This window comes from Brotonthovivens ammoniilytica (genome assembly GCF_025566885.1).
Classification (GTDB): Bacteria; Bacillota; Clostridia; order Lachnospirales; family Lachnospiraceae; genus Brotonthovivens; species Brotonthovivens ammoniilytica.
This window is the reverse complement of the sequence record NZ_JAOQJQ010000001.1, coordinates 636350-657938: the sequence shown is the minus strand read 5'-3', so window position 1 is coordinate 657938 and position 21589 is coordinate 636350. Positions and strand designations below refer to the sequence as shown.

The 21589-nt window shown below is 41.4% G+C and carries 19 protein-coding genes; 18 read left to right on the top strand and 1 reads right to left on the bottom strand.

Annotated elements, in window-relative coordinates:
- Positions 1–11 precede the first annotated feature (11 nt).
- From OCV88_RS03005 to OCV88_RS02935, 15 genes are all read left to right on the top strand, one after another.
- A complete protein-coding gene (locus OCV88_RS03005; protein WP_158424144.1) occupies positions 12–1757 on the top strand; it encodes an NADH-dependent [FeFe] hydrogenase, group A6 in 1746 nt (581 codons plus the stop codon).
- 135 nt (positions 1758–1892) lie between these two features.
- Positions 1893–3602 (top strand): [Fe-Fe] hydrogenase large subunit C-terminal domain-containing protein, encoded by a 1710-nt coding sequence (locus tag OCV88_RS03000; RefSeq protein ID WP_158424143.1) that lies wholly within the window; start codon positions 1893–1895, stop codon positions 3600–3602.
- On the top strand, positions 3602–4774 hold the full coding sequence (locus OCV88_RS02995) for a SpoIIE family protein phosphatase (RefSeq protein WP_158424142.1): 1173 nt from the start codon (positions 3602–3604) through the stop codon (positions 4772–4774). The genes OCV88_RS03000 and OCV88_RS02995 overlap by 1 nt, the downstream gene beginning before the upstream one ends.
- 141 nt (positions 4775–4915) lie before the next feature.
- Positions 4916–6391: a tRNA (N6-isopentenyl adenosine(37)-C2)-methylthiotransferase MiaB gene (gene miaB / locus OCV88_RS02990; protein WP_158424413.1), complete on the top strand. Its 1476-nt coding sequence runs from the start codon at positions 4916–4918 to the stop codon at positions 6389–6391.
- Positions 6375–6794 (top strand): NusG domain II-containing protein, encoded by a 420-nt coding sequence (locus OCV88_RS02985; protein WP_158424141.1) that lies wholly within the window; start codon positions 6375–6377, stop codon positions 6792–6794. Before miaB ends, OCV88_RS02985 begins: the two co-directional genes overlap by 17 nt.
- 10 nt (positions 6795–6804) lie before the next feature.
- Positions 6805–7293 carry a Gx transporter family protein gene (locus OCV88_RS02980; protein WP_158424140.1) on the top strand — a complete coding sequence of 163 codons (489 nt, stop codon included), beginning with the start codon at positions 6805–6807 and terminating at the stop codon, positions 7291–7293.
- A gap of 18 nt (positions 7294–7311) precedes the next feature.
- A complete protein-coding gene (ruvA, locus tag OCV88_RS02975; protein ID WP_158424139.1) occupies positions 7312–7926 on the top strand; it encodes a Holliday junction branch migration protein RuvA in 615 nt (204 codons plus the stop codon).
- Positions 7927–7939: 13 nt separating this feature from the next.
- On the top strand, positions 7940–8944 hold the full coding sequence (gene ruvB, locus OCV88_RS02970) for a Holliday junction branch migration DNA helicase RuvB (protein ID WP_158424412.1): 1005 nt from the start codon (positions 7940–7942) through the stop codon (positions 8942–8944).
- Between the two features lie 64 nt (positions 8945–9008).
- Positions 9009–11180, top strand: coding sequence for a peptidase U32 family protein (locus tag OCV88_RS02965; protein ID WP_262590615.1), 2172 nt, complete (start codon positions 9009–9011; stop codon positions 11178–11180).
- Positions 11181–11189: 9 nt separating this feature from the next.
- A complete protein-coding gene (locus tag OCV88_RS02960; RefSeq protein WP_158424137.1) occupies positions 11190–12686 on the top strand; it encodes an FtsW/RodA/SpoVE family cell cycle protein in 1497 nt (498 codons plus the stop codon).
- Positions 12610–14091 (top strand): peptidoglycan D,D-transpeptidase FtsI family protein, encoded by a 1482-nt coding sequence (locus OCV88_RS02955; protein ID WP_158424136.1) that lies wholly within the window; start codon positions 12610–12612, stop codon positions 14089–14091. The genes OCV88_RS02960 and OCV88_RS02955 overlap by 77 nt, the downstream gene beginning before the upstream one ends.
- 88 nt (positions 14092–14179) lie before the next feature.
- Positions 14180–14632 (top strand): NUDIX hydrolase, encoded by a 453-nt coding sequence (locus OCV88_RS02950; RefSeq protein ID WP_158424135.1) that lies wholly within the window; start codon positions 14180–14182, stop codon positions 14630–14632.
- Between the two features lie 300 nt (positions 14633–14932).
- The gene (locus OCV88_RS02945) at positions 14933–15259 is read left to right on the top strand and encodes a hypothetical protein (RefSeq protein ID WP_158424134.1); all 327 of its coding nucleotides are present in this window, start codon (positions 14933–14935) and stop codon (positions 15257–15259) included.
- An 8-nt stretch (positions 15260–15267) separates the two neighbouring features.
- Positions 15268–16239, top strand: coding sequence for a hypothetical protein (locus OCV88_RS02940; protein WP_158424133.1), 972 nt, complete (start codon positions 15268–15270; stop codon positions 16237–16239).
- 18 nt (positions 16240–16257) lie between these two features.
- The gene (locus OCV88_RS02935; protein WP_158424132.1) at positions 16258–16686 is read left to right on the top strand and encodes a GerW family sporulation protein; all 429 of its coding nucleotides are present in this window, start codon (positions 16258–16260) and stop codon (positions 16684–16686) included.
- A 372-nt stretch (positions 16687–17058) separates the two neighbouring features.
- Here the strand turns inward: OCV88_RS02935 and rpmB are convergent, their stop codons facing one another.
- Positions 17059–17244 (bottom strand): 50S ribosomal protein L28, encoded by a 186-nt coding sequence (gene rpmB / locus OCV88_RS02930; protein ID WP_158424131.1) that lies wholly within the window; start codon positions 17242–17244, stop codon positions 17059–17061.
- 225 nt (positions 17245–17469) lie between these two features.
- On the opposite strand from rpmB, the gene OCV88_RS02925 reads away from it, so the two are divergent.
- From OCV88_RS02925 to recG, 3 genes are read left to right on the top strand one after another with little or no spacing between them, the layout of a single operon-like run.
- Positions 17470–17826, top strand: coding sequence for an Asp23/Gls24 family envelope stress response protein (locus OCV88_RS02925; protein WP_158424130.1), 357 nt, complete (start codon positions 17470–17472; stop codon positions 17824–17826).
- Positions 17827–17840: 14 nt separating this feature from the next.
- Positions 17841–19508 carry a DAK2 domain-containing protein gene (locus tag OCV88_RS02920; protein ID WP_158424129.1) on the top strand — a complete coding sequence of 556 codons (1668 nt, stop codon included), beginning with the start codon at positions 17841–17843 and terminating at the stop codon, positions 19506–19508.
- Between the two features lie 13 nt (positions 19509–19521).
- Positions 19522–21579 carry an ATP-dependent DNA helicase RecG gene (recG, locus tag OCV88_RS02915; protein ID WP_158424128.1) on the top strand — a complete coding sequence of 686 codons (2058 nt, stop codon included), beginning with the start codon at positions 19522–19524 and terminating at the stop codon, positions 21577–21579.
- Positions 21580–21589: the final 10 nt, after the last annotated feature.

Below are 21589 nucleotides of genomic sequence, written 5' to 3'. Positions count from 1 at the left end.
AGGAATCAATCATGGAAAATATTACGATTAAAATAAATGGGACAGAGGTTTCTGCTCCTTCGGGTTCAACCATCCTGGAGGCAGCACGTCTGGCAAATATTGAAATTCCCACTTTATGTTTTTTGAAAGATATTAATGAAATCGGCGCCTGCCGTATGTGTGTGGTAGAGGTAAAAGGAGCAAGAACACTGGTAACTGCCTGTGTTTATCCAATCAATGAAGGTATGGAAGTATTTACAAATACCCCTAAGGTCATTGAGTCCAGAAGAAAAACTCTGCAGCTTCTTCTCTCTATTCATGACAGAAAATGCCTCTCCTGTGTCAGAAGCGGCAATTGTGAGCTCCAGAAGCTCTGCAAAGAATACAAAATTGACGATGAAGCCAAATATGATGGAGAAAGAATTCCGTATGACCTGGATGTAAGCGCAGCTCACATGGTTCGGGATAATAATAAATGTATCCTCTGCCGCAGATGTGTGGCAGCCTGTGAAAAGGTTCAAAATATTGGCGTAATTGGAGCAAATGAAAGAGGATTTTCAACCTTTATCGGTTCTCCGTTTGGAATGGGACTAGGCGAAACAAGCTGTGTTTCCTGTGGCCAGTGTATCGCAGTATGTCCAACCGGAGCGCTGTATGAAAAAGATTATACCTCAGAAATCTTTGAGGCCATTGCAGACCCTGAAAAATATGTCATTGTACAGACGGCTCCGGCGGTTCGTGCAGGACTTGGAGAAGCCTTTGGATATCCAATCGGCACAGATGTAGAAGGAAAACTGGCTGCAGCTCTCAAAAAACTTGGATTTGACAAAGTATTTGATACAAACTTCTCAGCAGACCTTACCATTATGGAGGAAGCAAACGAATTTCTGGATCGTGTGCAAAACGGCGGTGTACTGCCGCTGATCACTTCCTGTTCTCCCGGATGGGTAAAATACTGTGAGCACTATTTCCCGGATATGACAGAAAATCTTTCAAGCTGTAAATCTCCCCAGCAGATGTTTGGAGCAATAGCAAAATCTTACTATGCTGAGAAAATGGGAATTCCCAAAGAAAAAATGGTTGTAGTCAGCGTTATGCCTTGTACAGCCAAAAAGTTTGAAATCGGAAGAGACCATGAAGACGGAGCAGGTGTTCCGGATGTTGATATTGCCATCACCACCCGTGAGCTGGCAAGAATGATTGAACGTGCAGGTATCCGGTTTACGGAACTTGCTGATGAAGAATTTGATATGCCTCTGGGACTTGGTACAGGTGCTGCCGTTATCTTTGGAGCAACCGGCGGTGTTATGGAAGCAGCGCTTCGTACAGCAGTTGAAAAGCTTACCGGAGAAGAGCTTGAAAAGCTGGATTTTGCCGATGTCCGGGGAATTGAAGGCATCAAGGAGGCGTCTTACAATGTTGCAGGAATGGAAGTGAAGGTAGCAGTAGCTTCCGGTCTTGGAAACGCAAAAGAACTGCTGACAAAAGTGAAAAACGGCGAAGCAGATTATCACTTTATCGAGATTATGGGATGTCCGGGAGGATGTGTTAACGGCGGAGGACAGCCGCAGCAGCCTGGTTATATCCGTAATACCGTTGATATTAGAGGAAAACGTGCAGAGGTTCTTTACAATATTGATAAGAACAATCCCATTCGTAAGTCTCATGAAAATCCTGCTATTATTGAACTTTACGAAACCTATCTTGGAGAGCCGGGAAGCCATAAGGCACATGAGCTTCTTCATACAACCTATGTAAAACGAACCATTAATAAATAACGAAACTGGTTTTTTGAAAAGCCATTATTTATTTCAATCAAAAAGAATCCTGCATCTGCGGGGTTCTTTTTGATTGCAGATTGTTTCTGTATTGCGTATACTGAAAACAGGAAATTATGTGAGGAGGTATCATCAATGAATGTCATTAGTTTTCAGGACGCGTCCTGTGCGCACTGCTATAAATGTTTAAGACACTGTCCTGTAAAAGCGATCCGGGTAAAGGGGGGGCAGGCCCAGATTATTCAGGACATTTGTGTATACTGCGGACACTGTATGGAAATCTGTCCTCAGAATGCAAAAACATTTGAAAGTGATCTGGCTTATGTAAAAAGCATGTTATATAAAAAAGAAAATGTCGTTATCTCTCTGGATCCGTCGTTTCGAGGGCTTTTGCAATATGAAAAACAGGGACAGGTAGTGGACGCCTTTTTGAAACTCGGATTTTCCCAGGTCCGGGAAACAGCGGAAGGAGCAGCTCTTGTAACAGAAGAATACTGCAGGCTGGTCAAAGAAGGTTCCATGGAAAATATTATTACAACTACATGTCCCGGGGTAATTTCTCTTGTAGAAAAGCATTACCCTATGCTGATTCCTTATCTGGCGCCGGTTATTTCTCCGATGCTGGCACATGGAAAATTAATAAAAGAAATGCTTGGAAATGATGTGAAAGTAGTATTTGTAGGCCCCTGCGTGGCAAAGAAAATGGAGGCCGAGTTAGACCCCAGAACCAGGGGGGTGATTGATGCGGTAATTGAATTTAATGAACTGGAAGCCTGGCTTGAGGAAGAGGGAATTGATTTTATGGATTGCGGAGAAGCAAAGTTTGCAAATCCGGATCCTATGGTCAATCAGCTGTATGCAGTAAATAACGGGGTAATTCGAAGTGTGAAAGCCAGCGGCGGAATGGGGGCTTATATTGATATCAGCGTCAACGGTTTAACCAACTGCAGGGAACTGCTCCACAGTATGAAACGGGGATATATCAGCCGTTGTTTTATTGAATTAAACTGCTGTGACGGCGCCTGTGTAAATGGGCCTGGTGTGAACAAAAAAAGAGGATATCGATTTAAAGCCCGTATGGATATTGAAAATTATGTGTTAAATGCTGCGCCAAAGCTTTTATATCAGCTGTCCGGGGAAAAAATGACCAGAACCTATATGCCAAAACCGGTAATGGAAAAGGAACCAACAGAAGAAGAGATACAAAAAATTTTAAAAACCATCGGAAAGAGCAACAGCGACAAAGAGTTTAACTGCGGAGCCTGTGGATATCAGACCTGCCGGGATAAAGCAATTGCTATCTATCAGGGAAAAGCGGAATCCTCCATGTGTCTGCTCCGTACCTTTGAAATCACCCGTTCAAAGGCGAATGTTGTTATGGAAACCACCCCAAATTTAATTTTTATTTTTGACAGGGAGCTTCGGATTAAAGAGTTCAACCGCCGGGCAGAAGAAGTATTTAAAACAGAGCGGAGAAAAGCTCTGCAGATGTATTTATTTGATTTTATTGATCCAACAGATTTTGAAGAAGTTTTCAAAACCCATGAAAATAAGCTTCGGGAAAAACGTCAGTGGCCCATGTATCATATGACAATTCTAGAGACAATTGTATATATTGAAAATTCTGATACCTGCCTGGCCATTATAGAAGATATTACTGCGGAAGAAAAACGCTCGGAATATATTTTAAACAGAAAACTGAAAACCGTTCAGATTGCTCAGTCTGTGATAGATAAGCAGATGCAGACCGCCCAGGAAATTGCAGGACTTCTAGGGGAAACAACTGCAGAGACAAAAGCAATTCTGACAAAACTGCGGGATTCCATTCTGGAGGATGAAGTATAATGAATGTTTCAGTTGATATGGCGTACAAAAGTCTGAACAAACATGGCGAAGAGCTTTGCGGGGATAAAGTAGAACTGGTACAGACCAGCTGCTCTAAAATTATGATTCTTGCCGATGGAATGGGAAGCGGTATAAGGGCCAATATCCTGGCTACCATGACCTCAAAGATTCTTGGAACACTGTTCACAAACGACTTAAATATTGATGAGGCCGTGAGTACCATTGCCAGAACACTTCCGGTATCAAGTGTTAATGGTGTTGCGTATTCTACATTTAGCATTCTGCAGATTTTTAACAATAAAGACGCTTATCTGGTAGAATTTGACAATCCCGGCTGTATTTTTATCCGGAACAACCAGGTGCTGAATATTCCGTTTTCAGAACGGACGGTTGAAGGAAAGAAAATCAGAGAATACCGGTTTAAGGTACAGGTAAATGACGCATTTGTATTGATGAGTGACGGCTGCATTTACTGTGGAACCGGAGATATTATGAACTATGGATGGGACTGGAAAAGCATTTCTGCCTATGCTCTGAAGGTGTACGGTCAGACAAATTCCGCACAGCATATGGCGGCTATGCTCAGCAAAGCCTGTGAAGATCTGTATCTTCAAGAGCCAAGCGATGATACAACCCTGGCAGTGGCACGGGTTATTCAGGAAAAGGTTGTCAGCATTTTTACTGGCCCCCCTTCTAGCAGGTCCGATGACTGGAAAATTGTCCGGGATTTTATGAATGAACCCGGGGTTAAGATTGTCTGCGGAGGCGTTACCGGACAGATAGCGGCAAGAGAGCTGAAAGAAGAGCTTGTAATGTCCGTAGGTGAATTAGATCCTGAGATTCCGCCGGTTTCTTTTATCAAGGGCATTGATCTTGTAACAGAAGGAGTCATTACATTGAACAAAGTCATTGAAATACTGACAAAATATAACGAAGACGATGTTTCTTTTGAAGTATTTGATGAACTTGCTAAAAATAACGGGGCGGCAAAAATTGCCAATTATCTCATTGACAGCTGCACAAAGGTGAATCTTTATGTAGGGAAAGCAGTAAATGAAAATTACAGCAGTAAAAGTCTTCCCTTTAATATAACAGCCAGAAAAAATATTATTCACGGGCTGGAAGACGCATTGAGGGCATTAAATAAAAATGTTTCTCTGTACTTTTATTAAATTTGTACAATCCAAATTTCCATGCTATAATATCCCAGAATGACTTCAAAAAAGTATGAAAGATTATGGAAACGCAGCTAAAAAGTGTCTGCTGGGAAGCCTTCATACGGAAGTCCTGTTTTGAAAGGAATAATTATGAATATGCTGGACAAGGAAAAAACTGAAGAAATTTTTCAGAATATAAATTTAAATGAGCCGGCTCCGGAAAAAGAGCCTGACCGGCAGTACTATTTTATGAAAAAAGCAAGGCTTTATGTGCAGCAGCTAAAACAGCAGATGGGACGGGAACTGACTTTTTTTGTAAAAACCTTTGGCTGTCAGATGAATGCTAGAGATTCCGAAAAGCTGACCGGAATTTTAGAAACCATCGGATATCTTCCGGCAGACTCCGAAAAAGCAGATTTTGTTGTATATAATACCTGCACCGTTCGGGAAAATGCCAACAATAAGGTGTATGGAAAGTTAGGGTATCTCCACGGATATAAAGATAAAAACCCTGAGATGATGATTGCTCTGTGCGGCTGTATGATGCAGGAAGAAACGGTAGTTGAAAAATTAAAGAGCAGTTACCGGTTTGTGGATTTGATTTTTGGAACCCATAATATTTTTCAATTTGCAGAGCTTATTGTGAAATCAATGGAAGAAAAACAGATGACGGTGGAGATCTGGGAAGGAACTGAGCAGATTGTGGAAAATCTGCCCAATGAAAGAAAGTATCCTTTTAAGTCTGGAGTAAATGTGATGTATGGCTGCAATAATTTTTGCAGCTACTGCATTGTTCCGTATGTGCGGGGACGTGAGCGCAGCCGGCAGCCGGAAGAAATTTTAAAAGAAATCCGTTCCTTTGCCGCTGACGGAGTAGTTGAAATTATGCTTCTGGGACAAAATGTGAATTCTTACGGAAAAACCCTGGAACATCCGGTTACCTTTGCCGCTCTGTTAAGGGAAATTGAAAAAATAAAAGGCATTGAACGGATCCGCTTTATGACTTCCCACCCAAAAGATCTTTCTGATGAACTAATTGAAGTAATGGCAGCATCCGAAAAAATCTGCAGACATATTCATCTGCCGCTGCAGTCGGGCAGCTCTAGAATTTTAAATCAAATGAACCGACATTATACGAAGGAACAGTACCTGGAGCTGGTGGAAAAAATACGTACCGCTATGCCGGATATGGCTATTACAACAGATATTATTGTGGGATTTCCGGGAGAAACGGAAGAAGATTTTGAAGAAACCATGGATGTAGTCAAAAAAGTCGGCTATGACAGCGCATTTACTTTTGTATATTCTAAAAGAACCGGCACTCCGGCTGCCATTATGGAAAATCAGGTTTCAGAAGAAACTGTGAAAGACCGGTTTGGACGTCTGCTGGCAGCTGTACAGGAAATAGCATCCGAAAAATCAGGACGTTTTACCGGAACCTGCCAGAAAATTCTGGTGGAAACAGTCAATGAACAGGATGATAAACTGCTTACCGGGCGCATGAGTAATAACAGCGTCGTTCATTTTAAAGGTGATGCCTCATTAATTGGAACCATTGTGGATGTGGCATTAAAAGAATGCAAAGGTTTTTACTATATGGGAGAATTGATATTACATGAAACAGAAAAATAATGCAGATGGTTCAGATCAGCTCCGGCGTTTTTCAAAACGGGATGCCATCATTTTGGCTCTGGTGTTTGCAGTGATTGTTTTTGTATTTCTTGTGTTCTGGCTCAGACCCAAAACAGGGGGGAGTGCTGTCCGCATAACGGTTGACGGAAAAGTTTATGGGACTTATGCACTGGAGGAAGCGCAGACAATAAGCATCAAAGATAAAGACGGAAAGGTTACCAATCAGCTGGTGATAGAAAATGAAACTGCTCATATGCAGAAGGCGGACTGCCCGGATCAGCTCTGTGTCCACCAGAAGGCTGTTTCCAAAGAAAATGAGACTATAGTCTGTCTGCCTAACAAAGTTGTTGTGGAAGTTACACAGGCAGAAGAACAGGCAGAATTTGATGCAATTGTAAATTAGAGGTTTAGGAATGAAACGAAATGTTGCTTTTATCGGTGTGTTTCTGGCTCTTGCCCTGGTCTGCAGTTATGTAGAATCCCTGATTCCATTTTATTTTGGAATACCGGGCATGAAGCTGGGGCTGACAAATATTGTGATTATTATTATGCTGTACTGCATGGGGACAAAAGAGGCATATCTGATTTCTGTGCTGCGGGTATTACTGGCAGGTTTCCTGTTTGGAAATATGTTCAGCATTCTATACAGCCTGGCGGGAGCGATGTTAAGCTTAAGCATTATGACCCTTTTGAAAAAATCCTCTCTCTGCAAGATAATCACTGTCAGCACCATCGGCGGAATCTGTCACAATGTGGGACAGCTGATTGTTGCCGCGCTGGTAGTAGAAAACTATAACATATTTTATTATCTGCCTTTTTTATTAATTGCAGGATTTATTACCGGGCTTGTAATTGGAATTGCAGCACAGGAAACAATTTTACGTGTAAAAAGATTTTTTTAAAGGCATCTGGAGGCATTTATGTATTCCTATATAAAAGGAACGTTAGAGGAAATAGAAGAAGATAAAATCATAGTAGAAAATCAGGATATTGGATACAATATTTTTGTACCAGGGCGTGTGATGGACAACCTGCCTCAAATCGGAAGTGTTGTTAAAATCTATACATACCTTCATGTAAAAGAAGATTGTTTCTGGCTGTTTGGATTTTTAAATAAGGATGAAATTACACTGTTTAAGATGATGCTAAATGTCAGCGGCATTGGGCCGAAAGGAGCTCTTGGCATACTTACAGTACTTTCTCCGGAAGAATTATGTGCCGCAGTGGTTTCAGAAAATGCAAAAGCTATTGCAAAAGCACCCGGCGTTGGAAATAAAACTGCCCAGAAATTAATAATAGAATTAAAAGATAAGGTGCATCTTGAAGATCTTTTAGATCAAGAGGAGGGGACTCTTTACCCCCAAAACGGAAATGATATGTTATCCTCCAGGAAAAATGAAGCAGTGGAGGCGCTTACCTCTCTGGGATATTCTGTAAAAGAAGCACGGCAGGCGGTAAGTATGATTGAAATTACAGATCAGATGGATACGGAAGCGATTTTAAAAGCATCCTTAAAAAACATGGCATTTTTGTAGGTGGTAAAAAATGATGGAAAAACGTATGATTTCTACCCAGATCCAGGAAGAAGATATTAAAAATGAAAAGACCCTTCGTCCTCTGAGACTGGAAGAATATATTGGACAGGAAAAAATCAAAAAAAATCTGCGGGTATTCATTGAGGCCGCAAAGCAAAGAGACGAGGCTTTGGATCATGTGCTTTTCTATGGACCTCCGGGGCTTGGAAAGACGACGCTGGCAGGTATTATTGCCAATGAAATGGAAGTAAATATTAAAGTCACTTCCGGTCCTGCAATTGCAAAGCCCGGGGAGATGGCGGCTATTTTAAGTAATCTTCAGGAAGGAGATCTGCTGTTTATTGATGAAATCCACCGTCTGAACCGCCAGGTAGAAGAAGTACTGTATCCGGCTATGGAAGATTATGCCATTGATATTATGGTGGGAAAGGGTGCTTCCGCCCGTTCCATCCGGCTGGATCTTCCAAAGTTTACCCTTGTGGGGGCTACCACAAGAGCCGGATTATTATCGGCCCCTTTAAGAGACCGTTTTGGGGTGGTCCATCATCTGGAGTATTATACCCCAAAGGAACTGCAGCTGATTATTGAACAGTCTGCCACGAAGCTGGATGTGGAAATTGATCCGGAAGGAGCCATAGAAATGGCCTCTAGATCCCGGGGAACACCGCGGCTTGCCAACCGGCTTTTAAAGCGGGTCAGAGATTTTGCTCAGGTGCAGTATGACGGTGTGATTACAAAAAAGGTAGCGTCTTTTGCCCTGGATCTGCTGGAAGTAGATAAACTGGGCCTTGATAAAAATGACCGTTCCCTGCTGCTGACAATGATTGAAAAATTTCACGGTGGTCCCATTGGCATTGAGACGCTGGCAGCGGCAATCGGGGAAGATTCCGGAACCATTGAGGATGTATATGAACCTTATCTGGTAAAAAACGGATTCTTAAACCGCACCCCCAGAGGCAGAGTCGTAACAGAATTTGCATATCATCATTTTGGAATACCGATGGAATCAGAAACATAATTTCATACTTGATATGTCTCAAAACCGGTATCTGTTTTGGGACATTCTTTTTTGGAGAAACAACATGAAAAAATTAGAGTTATTATCGCCGGCAGGTTCCCTTGATATTTTAAAAGCTGTGATTCAGGCCGGGGCAGATGCTGTATATCTGGGCGGCAGCCGTTTTGGGGCCAGAGCCTATGCAAAAAATTTCACTGAAGAACAGGTTTTAGAAGGGCTTGACTATGCCCATATGTTTGGCAGTAAAATATTTCTGACCGTAAATACATTACTAAAAAATAAAGAACTTAACCGGGAACTGTATGATTATATAGAACCCTTTTATCAAAGAGGACTGGATGCTGTGATCGTTCAGGATTATGGCGTACTGTCTTTTCTGCACCGGGAATTTCCAGATCTTCCGCTCCATGCCAGCACTCAGATGTCCGTAACCAATGGCTGCGGGGCAGAATTTCTAAAAGAAAACGGCGTTAAACGAATTGTAACGGCCCGTGAAATATCATTGGAAGAAATCCGGGATTTATATGAAAGCACAGGAATGGAAATCGAAAGTTTTATACATGGAGCGTTATGCTACTGTTATTCCGGCCAGTGTTTATTCAGCAGTATGTTAGGAGGCCGCAGCGGCAACCGAGGGCGGTGTGCCCAGCCATGCCGCTTAAATTATCAGGTTATCGACAAAAAGAATCGTATTTATAATCCGAAAGAGTTGTATCCTGTAAGTCCCAAAGATTTATGCACGATAAAGCTGCTTCCGGCTATGGCAGAAGCGGGGGTATATTCCCTGAAAATTGAAGGAAGAATGAAACAGGCAGAGTATGCGGCGGGTGTTACTTCTGTTTACCGAAAATATCTGGATTTATATGAAAATGATCCGGGAAACTATGCCGTTTCAGAGGAAGACTGGCAGTATCTTTTGGATCTTGGCAATAGAGGCGGATTTACAGAAGGGTATTATGAAAAACGCAATGACCGTTTTGTAATGTCTTTTGTTTCTTCTGCTTATAAAAGTAATATGGATAAAAAAACACGGGAAATTCCAGCTCGAAACATAGCATTATCTGCAAGGGCTGAATGTTTCACAGGGTCGGCTTTTAGACTGCATCTGTCAGACGGACGGCATACTTTGACTGTGGCAGGGGCAGAGGTATTAAAGGCACAAAAACAGCCTCTGAAACCGGAAGAGCTTGAAAAACGTCTGAAAAAAACAGGAGATACTGTTTTTCAGATCACAAACCTTTCTATTCAGTGTGATCCGGATGCATTTCTTCCGGTAAAACAGATCAATGAGTTAAGAAGAGAAGCATTAGATCAGTTTGGAAAACTGCTGGCCGCCCCTTATCATCGGACACTGCCCGAAAAAAACAACATTAGCCCGGTGCTTCGGAAAGCACAGAACGCATCAGAAAAACTGTCTGTGCTGATCAGACAAAAAAATCAGCTGAATGCTGTGCTTGAAGCTTCTTTTGTCAATACAGTGCTGATTGAGACCGATTGCTTTCATACCCAGCAGGAACTTTCCGATGCGGTTTTAAAGATTCAAAATACCGGAAAAGAAGCGTTTTTCTGCCTGCCTCCCACAGTACGGAAACAGACAGTCAGCCGGTACCTGGACTGGGAACAGAAGTTCTGGGAACAGTTTGACGGTGTCTTAGCCAGAAGCTATGACGGACTTGGGTTTGCCCTGCACGCTCTTCCCAGATCTGTAACGATTCATACAGATTACGGGCTGTATGCAATGTCTGATACCGCAGGAACAGCTTTTTTAGAAAGCGGAGCGGCAAACATTACAGCTCCCTTGGAACTGAATGAAAAAGAATTGCGGGATTGGGACAATAGGCGGGCAGAGCTGGTTATATACGGGTGGATACCATTGATGGTAACCGCACAATGTCTGTATAAAAATTTTGACCGCTGCTATAAAAATAAGCCGGCCGCAGACCGGGAATTGTATTTAAAGGACCGTTACCTTAAAAAATTCTTAATCACACGAAACTGCAAAGACTGCTATAATGTTATTTATAACAGTCAGCCATTATATCTGATGCATCACAGTGCAAAAATTTCTGATATGAAATTTCAGTCCCTGCGCATAGAGTTTCTTTCGGAATCAGAACAGGAAATAAAGAGGATATTTATGGATTATCAGCAGGCTTTTATGGAAAAGAAAAAAATAGATATGTCCGCCTGGGAAAACCGTTTTACCAACGGACATTTCAGACGTGGAATCGAATAAGGAGCATTCATGGTACATTTAATTACAGAATTTTCAAAATACCTGATGATTATTTTATTTGCCGTGTATACATTTTACAGCTATACGGTGTTAAAACAAAAAGATGGCTCAGACCGGGCACAGCTGATTTACAAAAGGCAGACTGTATGTATGTTTTTGCTGCATCTGGACGCATATGCAGTTATATTTGCCAACACCGGCCAGATAAAAATGCTTGTCTTTTATGCTGCTCAGACAGCCTTTATATTATTTTTGTTTTTTATTTATAAAGTGCTTTATAAGCGTTCGGCAAAATTAATCGTCAATCATATGTGTATGCTGATGATTATCGGGTTTATTATTCTGACACGTCTTAACTTTGAATCTGCTTTGCGTCAGTTTGAGATTGCCTGTGTGGCAGCGGTACTGTCTATATTTGTACCGTTTTTGATCCGCAAAATGAAAGCACTTCGCAGGTTTACATGGTTTTATGCAGTGTTTGGCATTTTAGTGCTGGGGTTTGTCTGCCTGTTCGGAAGCACTACTTATGGCGCCAAGCTTTCTATTCCCATTGGTTCTATTGCGGTACAGCCTTCGGAATTTATAAAAATCTTATTTGTCTTTTTTGCCGCATGTATGCTCTACCATGTAAAGGATTTTAAACAGGTTGTGATAACAACTGTAATCGCAGCTCTTCATGTAATGATTCTGGTGGTATCCAAAGATCTTGGAGCAGCTTTGATCTTTTTTGTTACTTACATTGTCATGCTTTATGTGGCAACCAGAAATCCGCTGTACTTTTTTGGAGGTTTGGGACTTGGAGCCGGGGCAGCGCTGCTGGCCGGAAAGTTTTTTGATCATGTAAAGGTCCGGGTGTCTGCCTGGAAAGACCCCTTTGCTTCCATAGACGGCGGAGGGTGGCAGGTTGCACAGTCGCTGTTTGCCATCGGAACCGGCGGATGGGCGGGAATGGGCCTGTTTCAGGGAATGCCTGAGAGTATACCGGTCCGGGAATCCGATTTCGTGTTTGCAGCCATTTCAGAAGAAATGGGAGGGGTATTTGCTCTTTGTATTATACTTGTTTGTTTTAGCTGCTTTTTAATGACACTTAACATTGCAATGCAGATCAGGGATCAGTTTTATAAGCTGATTGCGCTGGGACTTGGAACGCTGTATGGATTTCAGGTATTTTTAACCATTGGCGGGGTAATCAAATGCATCCCCTCCACCGGCGTTACACTGCCCTTTATCAGTTACGGCGGCAGTTCACTGTTGTGTACTATGATCTTATTTGCAATTATACAGGGACTTTATATTTTAAGACAGGACGAAGGGGAATCTGATGAAAAGAGAAAACCAGCTCAGAAATCCAAAAAGAAAACAGCCACAGAAAAAAAACACGAAACTGACAAAACGCCAGGAAGAAAAGAAACTCCAAAAGACAATCGAAATGATAGACATGAATCTGACAGGAGGCCGGGAAGAAAATCAAGGTTCGATCAGGAAGAAATCGACGAAATCTGGTAGAAATCAGGAATTTGCTATTATCACTTATCTGTTTTTGGCTATCTTTCTGATATTGATCGGTTATTTTATTTATTTTCAGGTATTCAAAAGCGAGGACGTAATCAGCAGTCCGTATAATTCCAGGGCCAATCTGTATGCAGAACATGTAATCCGCGGGGATATTCTCTCAAGTGACGGAAAAGTTCTGGCGGAAACGGTTACAAACAGTAAAGGGGAACAGACCCGCAGCTATCCTTATGAAAATATGTTTGCTCATGTGGTTGGATATGTAAACAACGGAAAATCAGGACTGGAGTCACAGATGAATTTTAAACTGCTGCGGTCCCATTCCTTTTTCCTGGTACAGCTTATGAATGAGCTGAGAGACGAGAAAAACCAGGGAGACTCTGTTGTATCTACCCTTGACTACCGGGTACAAAAAGCTGCCTATGACGCTCTTGGGAATCAGGACGGGGCAGTTGTAGTATTAGAGCCCAAAACGGGAAAGATACTGGCCATGGTTTCAAAACCGGATTTTAACCCCAATACCCTGGCAAAAAACTGGGATTCCATTGTAGCTGATGAAGACAGCTCCATCTTGTTAAACCGGGCAACACAGGGGCTGTATCCTCCGGGGTCTACCTTTAAAATTGTAACGGTTCTTGAATACATCCGTGAAAACGGCGTAAACAATAAATTTCATTTTGACTGTGACGGAAGCGTGGAAGTAAACGGAGAGGTGATTCACTGTTACAACAACAGTGTACATGGTGAAGAGGATTTGAAAAAAGCATTTGCCAAGTCATGTAACAGTGCTTTTTCCACTATAGGTCTGGATTTGAATCTGAAAAAATATGCTGAGCTTTGCAGTGACATGTTGTTTAATCAGGACCTTCCGGTTTCTTTTGAAGCAAATAACAGCCGTTTTTCCCTGGGCACAGACGCTTCCACCGGTAAGATTATGCAGACAGCCATTGGACAGGGAGATACATTAGTTACGCCTCTGCACATGGCAATGATCGCGGCGGCTATTGATAATGACGGAACCGTTATGAAGCCATATCTTGTAGATCATATTGAAAATGACGGCGGTGTGAATATAAAGTCTTATAAGCCTTCCGAGGCCGGAGCTATGATTTCCAAAGAGGAAGCCGGTATTTTGCAGGAGCTTATGGAAGAAGTAGTAAACAGCGGTACTGCCTCTAAATTATCCGGTCAAAGCTACAGCGCTGCCGGCAAAACAGGCTCCGCGGAATTTGGAACTGTAAAGGGCCACAGCCATGCCTGGTTTGTGGGGTATGGTTCCAAAGATTCTTACAATGATATTGCCATAGCCGTTATTGTGGAAGACGGCGGTTCCGGCAGCGGGACAGCTGTGCCAATTGCAAAAAAAGTATTTGATAAATATTTTAATACAAAATCCTGATGGATGTTCCACTGTGAAACCTAGTTGCATGTTCCTTTCAAAAGAGGTATACTGATTGCAGATTTATACCACATCAGGAGGGATTGCAATGATTGAAGCAACCAGTTGTGGTGGTGTGGTTATATTCCGAGGGAAAGTATTAGTATTATATAAGAATTATAAAAACAAATACGAGGGCTGGGTTCTCCCCAAGGGGACTGTGGAATCCGGCGAGGAGTATAAAGATACTGCTACAAGAGAAGTCAAAGAAGAGACCGGGGCAGACGCGACCATTATCAAATATATCGGAAAAAGCCAGTATACATTTTCTATCCCGCAGGATACCGTGGAAAAGCAGGTACACTGGTATTTGATGATGTCCGACAGCTATTACAGTAAACCCCAGAAAGAAGAGTATTTTGTGGACTCCGGATATTATAAATATCATGAAGCATACCATCTGCTGAAATTTGCAAACGAAAAACAAATACTGGAAAAAGCCTATAACGAATATCTGGACCTAAAAAAAAGTAATCTGTGGGGCAACAAAAAATACTTTTAAAAGCTACAAGCAACGCGGCTATCTAAAAAATAGAAAGCTGAGCAGAAAAGCTTGCTTTATCATTCAGCTTTCTATTTTTTAGATGACATGTGGCGCCAGCCACAAAGCGATAAAACCGAAGGTTTTAGAGCTTGCCGCGTTGCGAAAATAAAATTCAGATATACGGCGCCAGCCGTAAGCGATAAAACCAAAGGTTTTAGAGCTTGCATGGCGTATAACTGACATGCGGCTTGCCGCGTTGCGAAAGTAAAAGGTTTTAGAGCTTGCATGGCGTATACAATGCTATCACGGAGGAATTTTATGATATGGAGCAGCCGGATTTATCTGGGAACCGGACTAAAAAAAAAATATCGGCGTATAAAATGGAAAATTATGCACAACATAGCACAACAGGGAATTTTTATTTTGAGGCTGCCTTTGGGCTATTCCGGTAATCCGGAAATCATTTCTTCCTCCATACTCCGGCAGAAATATTATCCTGGAGAACCTTTTTGTGTGATCGGTCTGGCCAATACAAAAAGAGAAGCATTCAGGTTAATAGAACAGATTACTTCAGAAATGTATCAAAAACTGAATGAAATTGATTATTACTGTTTTTTTGAACTGGAAAAACCTAAAACAGACTGAGGAAACCAATGGCAATCATACTGAGTATTCTGAAAATAATCGGGACGGTACTTTTAATTGTCCTGTTGATTCTGGCCATATTAGCCGCCTGCATCTTATTGATACCAGCCAGATATTTTGGACAGGGAGATATCGAAAATAAAAAATATTTTGTAAGGATCAGCTGGTTCTTCCGGCTGCTCCAGTTCCGTTTTCAATATGAAAATGAAAATCCGGAATATGATATCTATATTCTTGGAATCCGCTCCGGAATTTTAGATCCACGGCGCATAAAAAAAAGGAAAGAAAAAAAAGAGAAGCGGCAGGCTGAAAAAAGATTAAAATTAAGACAGCGTTACTTAAAGAAACACAGAAAAGATAAAAAAAATATCGTTTTAGATGAAGAAGTTCCGGCAAAAGAAACTCTCCAAAAAGGAATTTCAGAAAAAAATATTTCAGAAAAGGAAGTTTCAAATAGAGATACTTCGAATGAAGAAATTTCAAATAAAAATACTTCTGATCTTTTAAAACAGGCAGATACAAAGGAAGAACAGGACCAGGAGTCAAAAGATTCAGATGCCGTCCAAAAAGAAGAATTTGAGAAAGATAATTCTTCCTTTTATGAACTATTAAGTAAAGGCAGAAAAGTCTTTCAGATATTAAAGAAGATCAAAGACGGTCATTTGGCAGAGCTTCTTATGCCCCACTTTAAAACATTGATGTATCATGTGCGGCCCAGGGATATCAGAGGAGACTTAAGCTTTGGGCTTTCTGACCCGTCGCTGACGGGAAAGGCAGTGGGAGCCTTCAGCTGTATTTTTTTCCTGTACCAGTATGAGGACTTAAATATAAATCCGGACTTTGAAACCGAAGATACTTATTTTAAAGGCACGTTTCAAATTATGGGACATATACGCGGAATCCATATTGTGCTTTTTATCTTTCGGATTTTTCGCCAGAAAGAATTCCGCACATTTTTAAAATCATTAAAGCAGAAATAAAAACGGAGGTACTGCAGTATGACAGACAATTCATTTCACACCACAGTTGATTCACTGATTCAGGGTATGAGCAGCTTTCTTTCCTCTAAAACAGTAGTAGGAGATGCCATTCACATTGGAGACACTATCATTATGCCGCTGGTAGATGTCTCTTTTGGCATGGGCGCCGGTTCCTTTACCGGTGAAAAGAAAAAGAACTGCGGCGGCGGAATTGGAGGAAAAATTTCCCCTTGTGCTGTTTTAGTGATTCAAAATGGAATTACAAAAATGGTCAGTGTGAAAAATAATGACGGAATTACAAAACTTCTGGATATGGTACCTGATTTTGTAGATAAGTTTATGAAACAGATTCAAAATAAAAAAGATCCGGAAAAAGCGAAGCAGGAACAGGAAGCCAAAGAAAAAGCGGCAGAAGAAATGAAAGCGATTTTAAATATTGAAGAATAAGGCAAGATTTTCAAGGGGGATTCATATAATAAAGTATGAATCTCTTTTTTGATGTGGAGGCCATTATGAAAGAAATGATCGGTTTTATATTGTTCTGGGTGGCGGCTGGCATGATTTTCATGATGCTGATCTCTAACATTTTTATAGGTATTATCATTATCGCACTTTTTTTAATTATAGGTTACAATCTTTATTGCTGCCGGAGATGGAAATAGTGTGTAAAAAATAAAAAAGAATCTCGCCTGCGGCGGGTCGCTTTTGCGACATGACTCCATTCCGCCGCGGTGCGATCAAAAGCGGAGCGTTTTTTATATCATAGGAGCAATTTCCTATGATATAAGAAAAGCTGCCCGGATGGACAGCTCGCATTTTCTATGCTCTTTCTACTTTATTGGATCTCAGACAAGAAGCACAAACATATAATGATTTATGTGTTCCATTAACATTACATTTAACTTTTTTAATGTTAGATTTCCACATTCTATTTGATTTTCTATGAGAATGGCTCACGTTGCATCCAAAATGAGCGCCTTTTCCACAAATACTACATTTTGCCATAATTGCACCTCCTTGCGTTTACTAAGCCTTATCAGCAGGCTCACAACAAATGTATTCTACCAGATACATATTCATATTGCAAGAATAATTTCAAAAAAATAAATTATTTTTCAAAATGTTATTTTCATTTCCTTAAAAAATGGTTATAATATGCTAAGTGTATCAGCCGGAATGAAGTATTTAAGACAGGGCAACCACATAGTAATCGAATGATTGGAGGATATTATGAAAGGATTTATGAGTAACGAATTTGGTACGGTAAGCATTGAGCCAGAAGTCGTTTCTACATATGCCGGCTCCGTAGCTGTAGAATGTTTCGGAATTGTAGGCATGGCTGCAGTCAATGTAAAAGATGGACTGGTAAAATTATTAAAAAAGGATTACCTTCATCATGGAATTTCTGTATTAATTTCGGATAATAAAATTACATTGGATTTTCATGTAATTATTTCATATGGGGTAAGTATTGAGACAGTAGCGGATAATCTTATTTCTACTGTAAAGTATAAAGTAGAATCCTTTACAGGCATGACCATTGAGAAAATCAATATTTTTGTGGAAGGTGTCAGAGTGATTGACTAAGGAGGACAAGTATAGTGGAATGTGCAACATTAGATTCAGCGCTTCTTGCCAAAATGTTTTTAGCAGGCGCTAAAAATCTTGATGCAAAAAAAGAATGGATTAACGAATTGAATGTATTTCCGGTACCTGACGGTGATACCGGTACCAATATGAGTATGACAATTATGTCTGCGGCCAGAGAAGTCAGTGCAGTTGAAAATCCAGATATGCATGCACTCTCAAAAGCGATTGCATCCGGATCTCTGCGTGGAGCCAGGGGAAATTCAGGCGTTATATTATCCCAGCTGTTTCGGGGATTTACAAAAGTAATCGGAAGCCAGGAAACTATTGACAAAATTACACTCTGCAATGCTGTGGAAAAGGCCTGTGAAACTGCTTACAAAGCAGTTATGAAGCCAAAAGAAGGGACAATTCTTACTGTGGCCAGAGGCGCTGCAGATAAAGCCATAGAGCTTTCCTGCGATGAGACTTATGATCTGTCTTCCTATATGAAAGCGATTATAGAAGAGGCAGAAACAGTTCTTTCAAAAACACCGGATATGCTTCCGGTATTAAAACAGGCGGGAGTAGTGGATTCCGGCGGCCAGGGACTAGTAGAAGTCTTAAAAGGCGCTTATGACGCATATCTTGGAAAAGAAATTGATTATACCATAGAAACCGGAAAAACGGCTTCCGGTATTGTTAAGATTTCTGCGGAAACAGAAAAGGAAATAAAATTTGGGTATTGTACAGAGTTTATTATCGTGCTGAACAAACCCCTTACCCAGGAACAGGAGCATGATTTTAAGCAGTTTCTACAGTCTATGGGAGATTCCATTGTACTGGTTGCCGATGATGAAATTGTAAAAATCCATGTACATACCAATGACCCGGGACTGGTAATACAAAAGGCATTGACACATGGTTCTTTAAGCAAAATCAAAATCGACAATATGCGCGAGGAACACCAGGAAAAACTGATTAAAGATGCACAGAAACTGGCTGAAAAACAGGCTCAGGAAGATGCAAAAAAAACACCTCCAAAAGAAATGGGATTTATTTCTGTTTCTATCGGAGAGGGACTGACCGAGGCGTTTAAAGGACTTGGCGTTGACTATATCATAGAAGGCGGCCAGACGATGAACCCCAGCACAGAGGATATGCTGCAGGCAATTGAGAAAGTAAATGCTGAAAATATTTTTATTCTTCCTAATAATAAAAATATTATCCTGGCAGCCCAGCAGGCATCTTATCTGGTTGAGGATAAAAATATTATAGTGGTTCCCACCAAAACCATTCCTCAGGGAATTGCCGCAATGATTAACCTGATTCCAGGACAGTCCTGGGAAGATAATCTTCAGGCAATGGAAGATGCCATTAAATCAGTTAAAACCGGACAGGTAACTTATGCAGTCCGGGATACGGTAATTGACGGGAAAGAGATTACAGAAGGGGATTACATGGGCATCGGAGATGCTTCGATTTTGTCTGTGGGTTCTGATATGAATACCGTATTAAAAGAACTGCTTGCAGATCTGGTAGATGAAGATTCTTCCTTTATCAGCGTTTATTATGGTGAAGATGTATCAAAAGAAGATGCGGAGGCTTTTGGGGCCTATGTATCTGAAACTTACCCGGACTGCGACTTGGATGTAACTTTTGGCGGGCAGCCAATTTATTATTATGTACTATCGGTAGAATAAACGGAGAAAGTTTATGAATATAGATTCCAGTATTCGGGAAATAAAAGGAATCGGCACAAAAACAGAAGAGTTATTTCGAAATGCAGGAGTATATACAGTTGGTGATATACTCCTGTATTTTCCAAGAGATTATGAGCGTTACCCAAAACCTGTTGCACCTGCAGAGGCTGTTGCGGACCGAAAGAATGCGATTGTAGCAAAGCTCCGCCAGAAGCCGGTGCTGATACCGGGCAGCCGTCTTAATATGGTTACTGCAGAAATCGGAAGTGACGATCTGCGGTTTCGATTGAGCTGGTTTCGCAGTCCCTTTGTACGCAGCCTTCTTAAGCCTGGAAAGACCTATATCTTTTACGGAATTGTCCGGCAGAAAAAGCAGATGTTTACTATGGATCAGCCCGAAATTTTTGAACCGGAAAAGTATGAGGCGGTAAGTGCTACCTTACAGCCCGTATATCCGCTGTCAGGGGGCCTTAACAATCACCTGATCCAGCGTACCGTACAGACCTGTTTAAAAGAGATGGCTCTGACCCTTGAATATCTGCCGGAAGAGCTCCGTACCCGCAATCATCTGTGCGAATATAATTTTGCCATAGAAAATATTCATTTTCCCCAGGATGAGGAAAGCTGTATTGCGGCCAGAAACCGTCTTGTTTTTGATGAATTTCTGTTTTTTATTCTCAGCATGCGTTTCGGGAGGGAGCAGTCTGCACAGTTTGAAACGGACTACCGCATCAAAGATCATGACTTTACAGATCATATCTTAAGAAAACTGCCCTATCAGCTTACCGATGCACAGCTGCGCGCTTTTGAAGATATCAAAAAAGACATGAAAAGCGGCTGTGCTATGCAGCGGCTGATTCAGGGAGATGTAGGATCCGGAAAAACAATTGTGGCATTTCTAGCTATGTTTCATGCAGCGCATCAGGGATACCAGGCAGCCTTAATGGCTCCCACTGATGTACTGGCAAGACAGCATTATGAGAAACTGACTGCTCTGTGCCGGGAGCAGCACCTTTCCTTTCCGGTTGTTTTACTGACCGGTTCCTTAAGTGCAAGGCAGAAACGGGAAGCCTTTGAGATGCTGGCTTCTTCCTCCGGTGCTTTGATTGTAGGCACACACGCTTTAATTCAGGAAAAACCGGAATACAAAAATTTAGCCCTTGTAATTACCGATGAGCAGCATCGGTTTGGTGTGAAGCAAAGAGAAACATTTTCCAAAAAGGGAATGCATCCTCATATTCTTGTTATGAGTGCAACCCCCATTCCAAGAACCCTGGCCATTATATTATACGGGGATCTGGACATATCAGTCATTGATCAGGTTCCGGCCAGACGCCTTCCCATCAAAAACTGTGTCGTAGACACCGGGTTTCGCCAAAAAGCATATACTTTTATTTTAAAAGAAATTCAGGCCGGACACCAGGCTTATGTTATTTGTCCGTTTGTGGAAGCTTCTGAGACTCTGGAAGGTGAAAATGTTTTGGACTATTCTGCACAGCTAAAACAGCTTTTTGGAGCACAGTGCACGGTAGGATGTCTTCACGGAAAAATGAAACCGGATGAAAAAAATGAAATTATGGAAGCATTTTTAAAAAATGAAATCCAGGTTTTAGTTTCTACAACCGTTGTGGAGGTAGGCGTGGATGTTCCAAATGCCACAGTTATTATGATTGAAAATGCTGAACGGTTTGGACTTGCCCAGCTGCATCAGCTCAGAGGACGGGTAGGCCGTGGAAGTGCTCAGTCTTATTGTATTATGATAGACGGCTCGGGAAATAAAAAGCAGAATAAACGTTTGGAGATTTTAAACAAAACCAATGACGGATTTGAGATTGCAAGTCAGGACTTGAAATTACGGGGACCCGGCGATTTCTTCGGAATCCGTCAGAGCGGCGAGTTCTCCTTCCGCCTGGCAGATATTTTCCAGGATTCTGATTTATTAAAAAAAGCAGCTTATGAGGCAGGGCTTGTGATCAAAGAGGATCATCAACTGGAACAGGAATGCAATTTTAAATTAAAAAAACGTCTGGAGGCCTATAAAAAAGATTTCAGCCGGCAGCTTAATTTGTAAAGGTTAAATT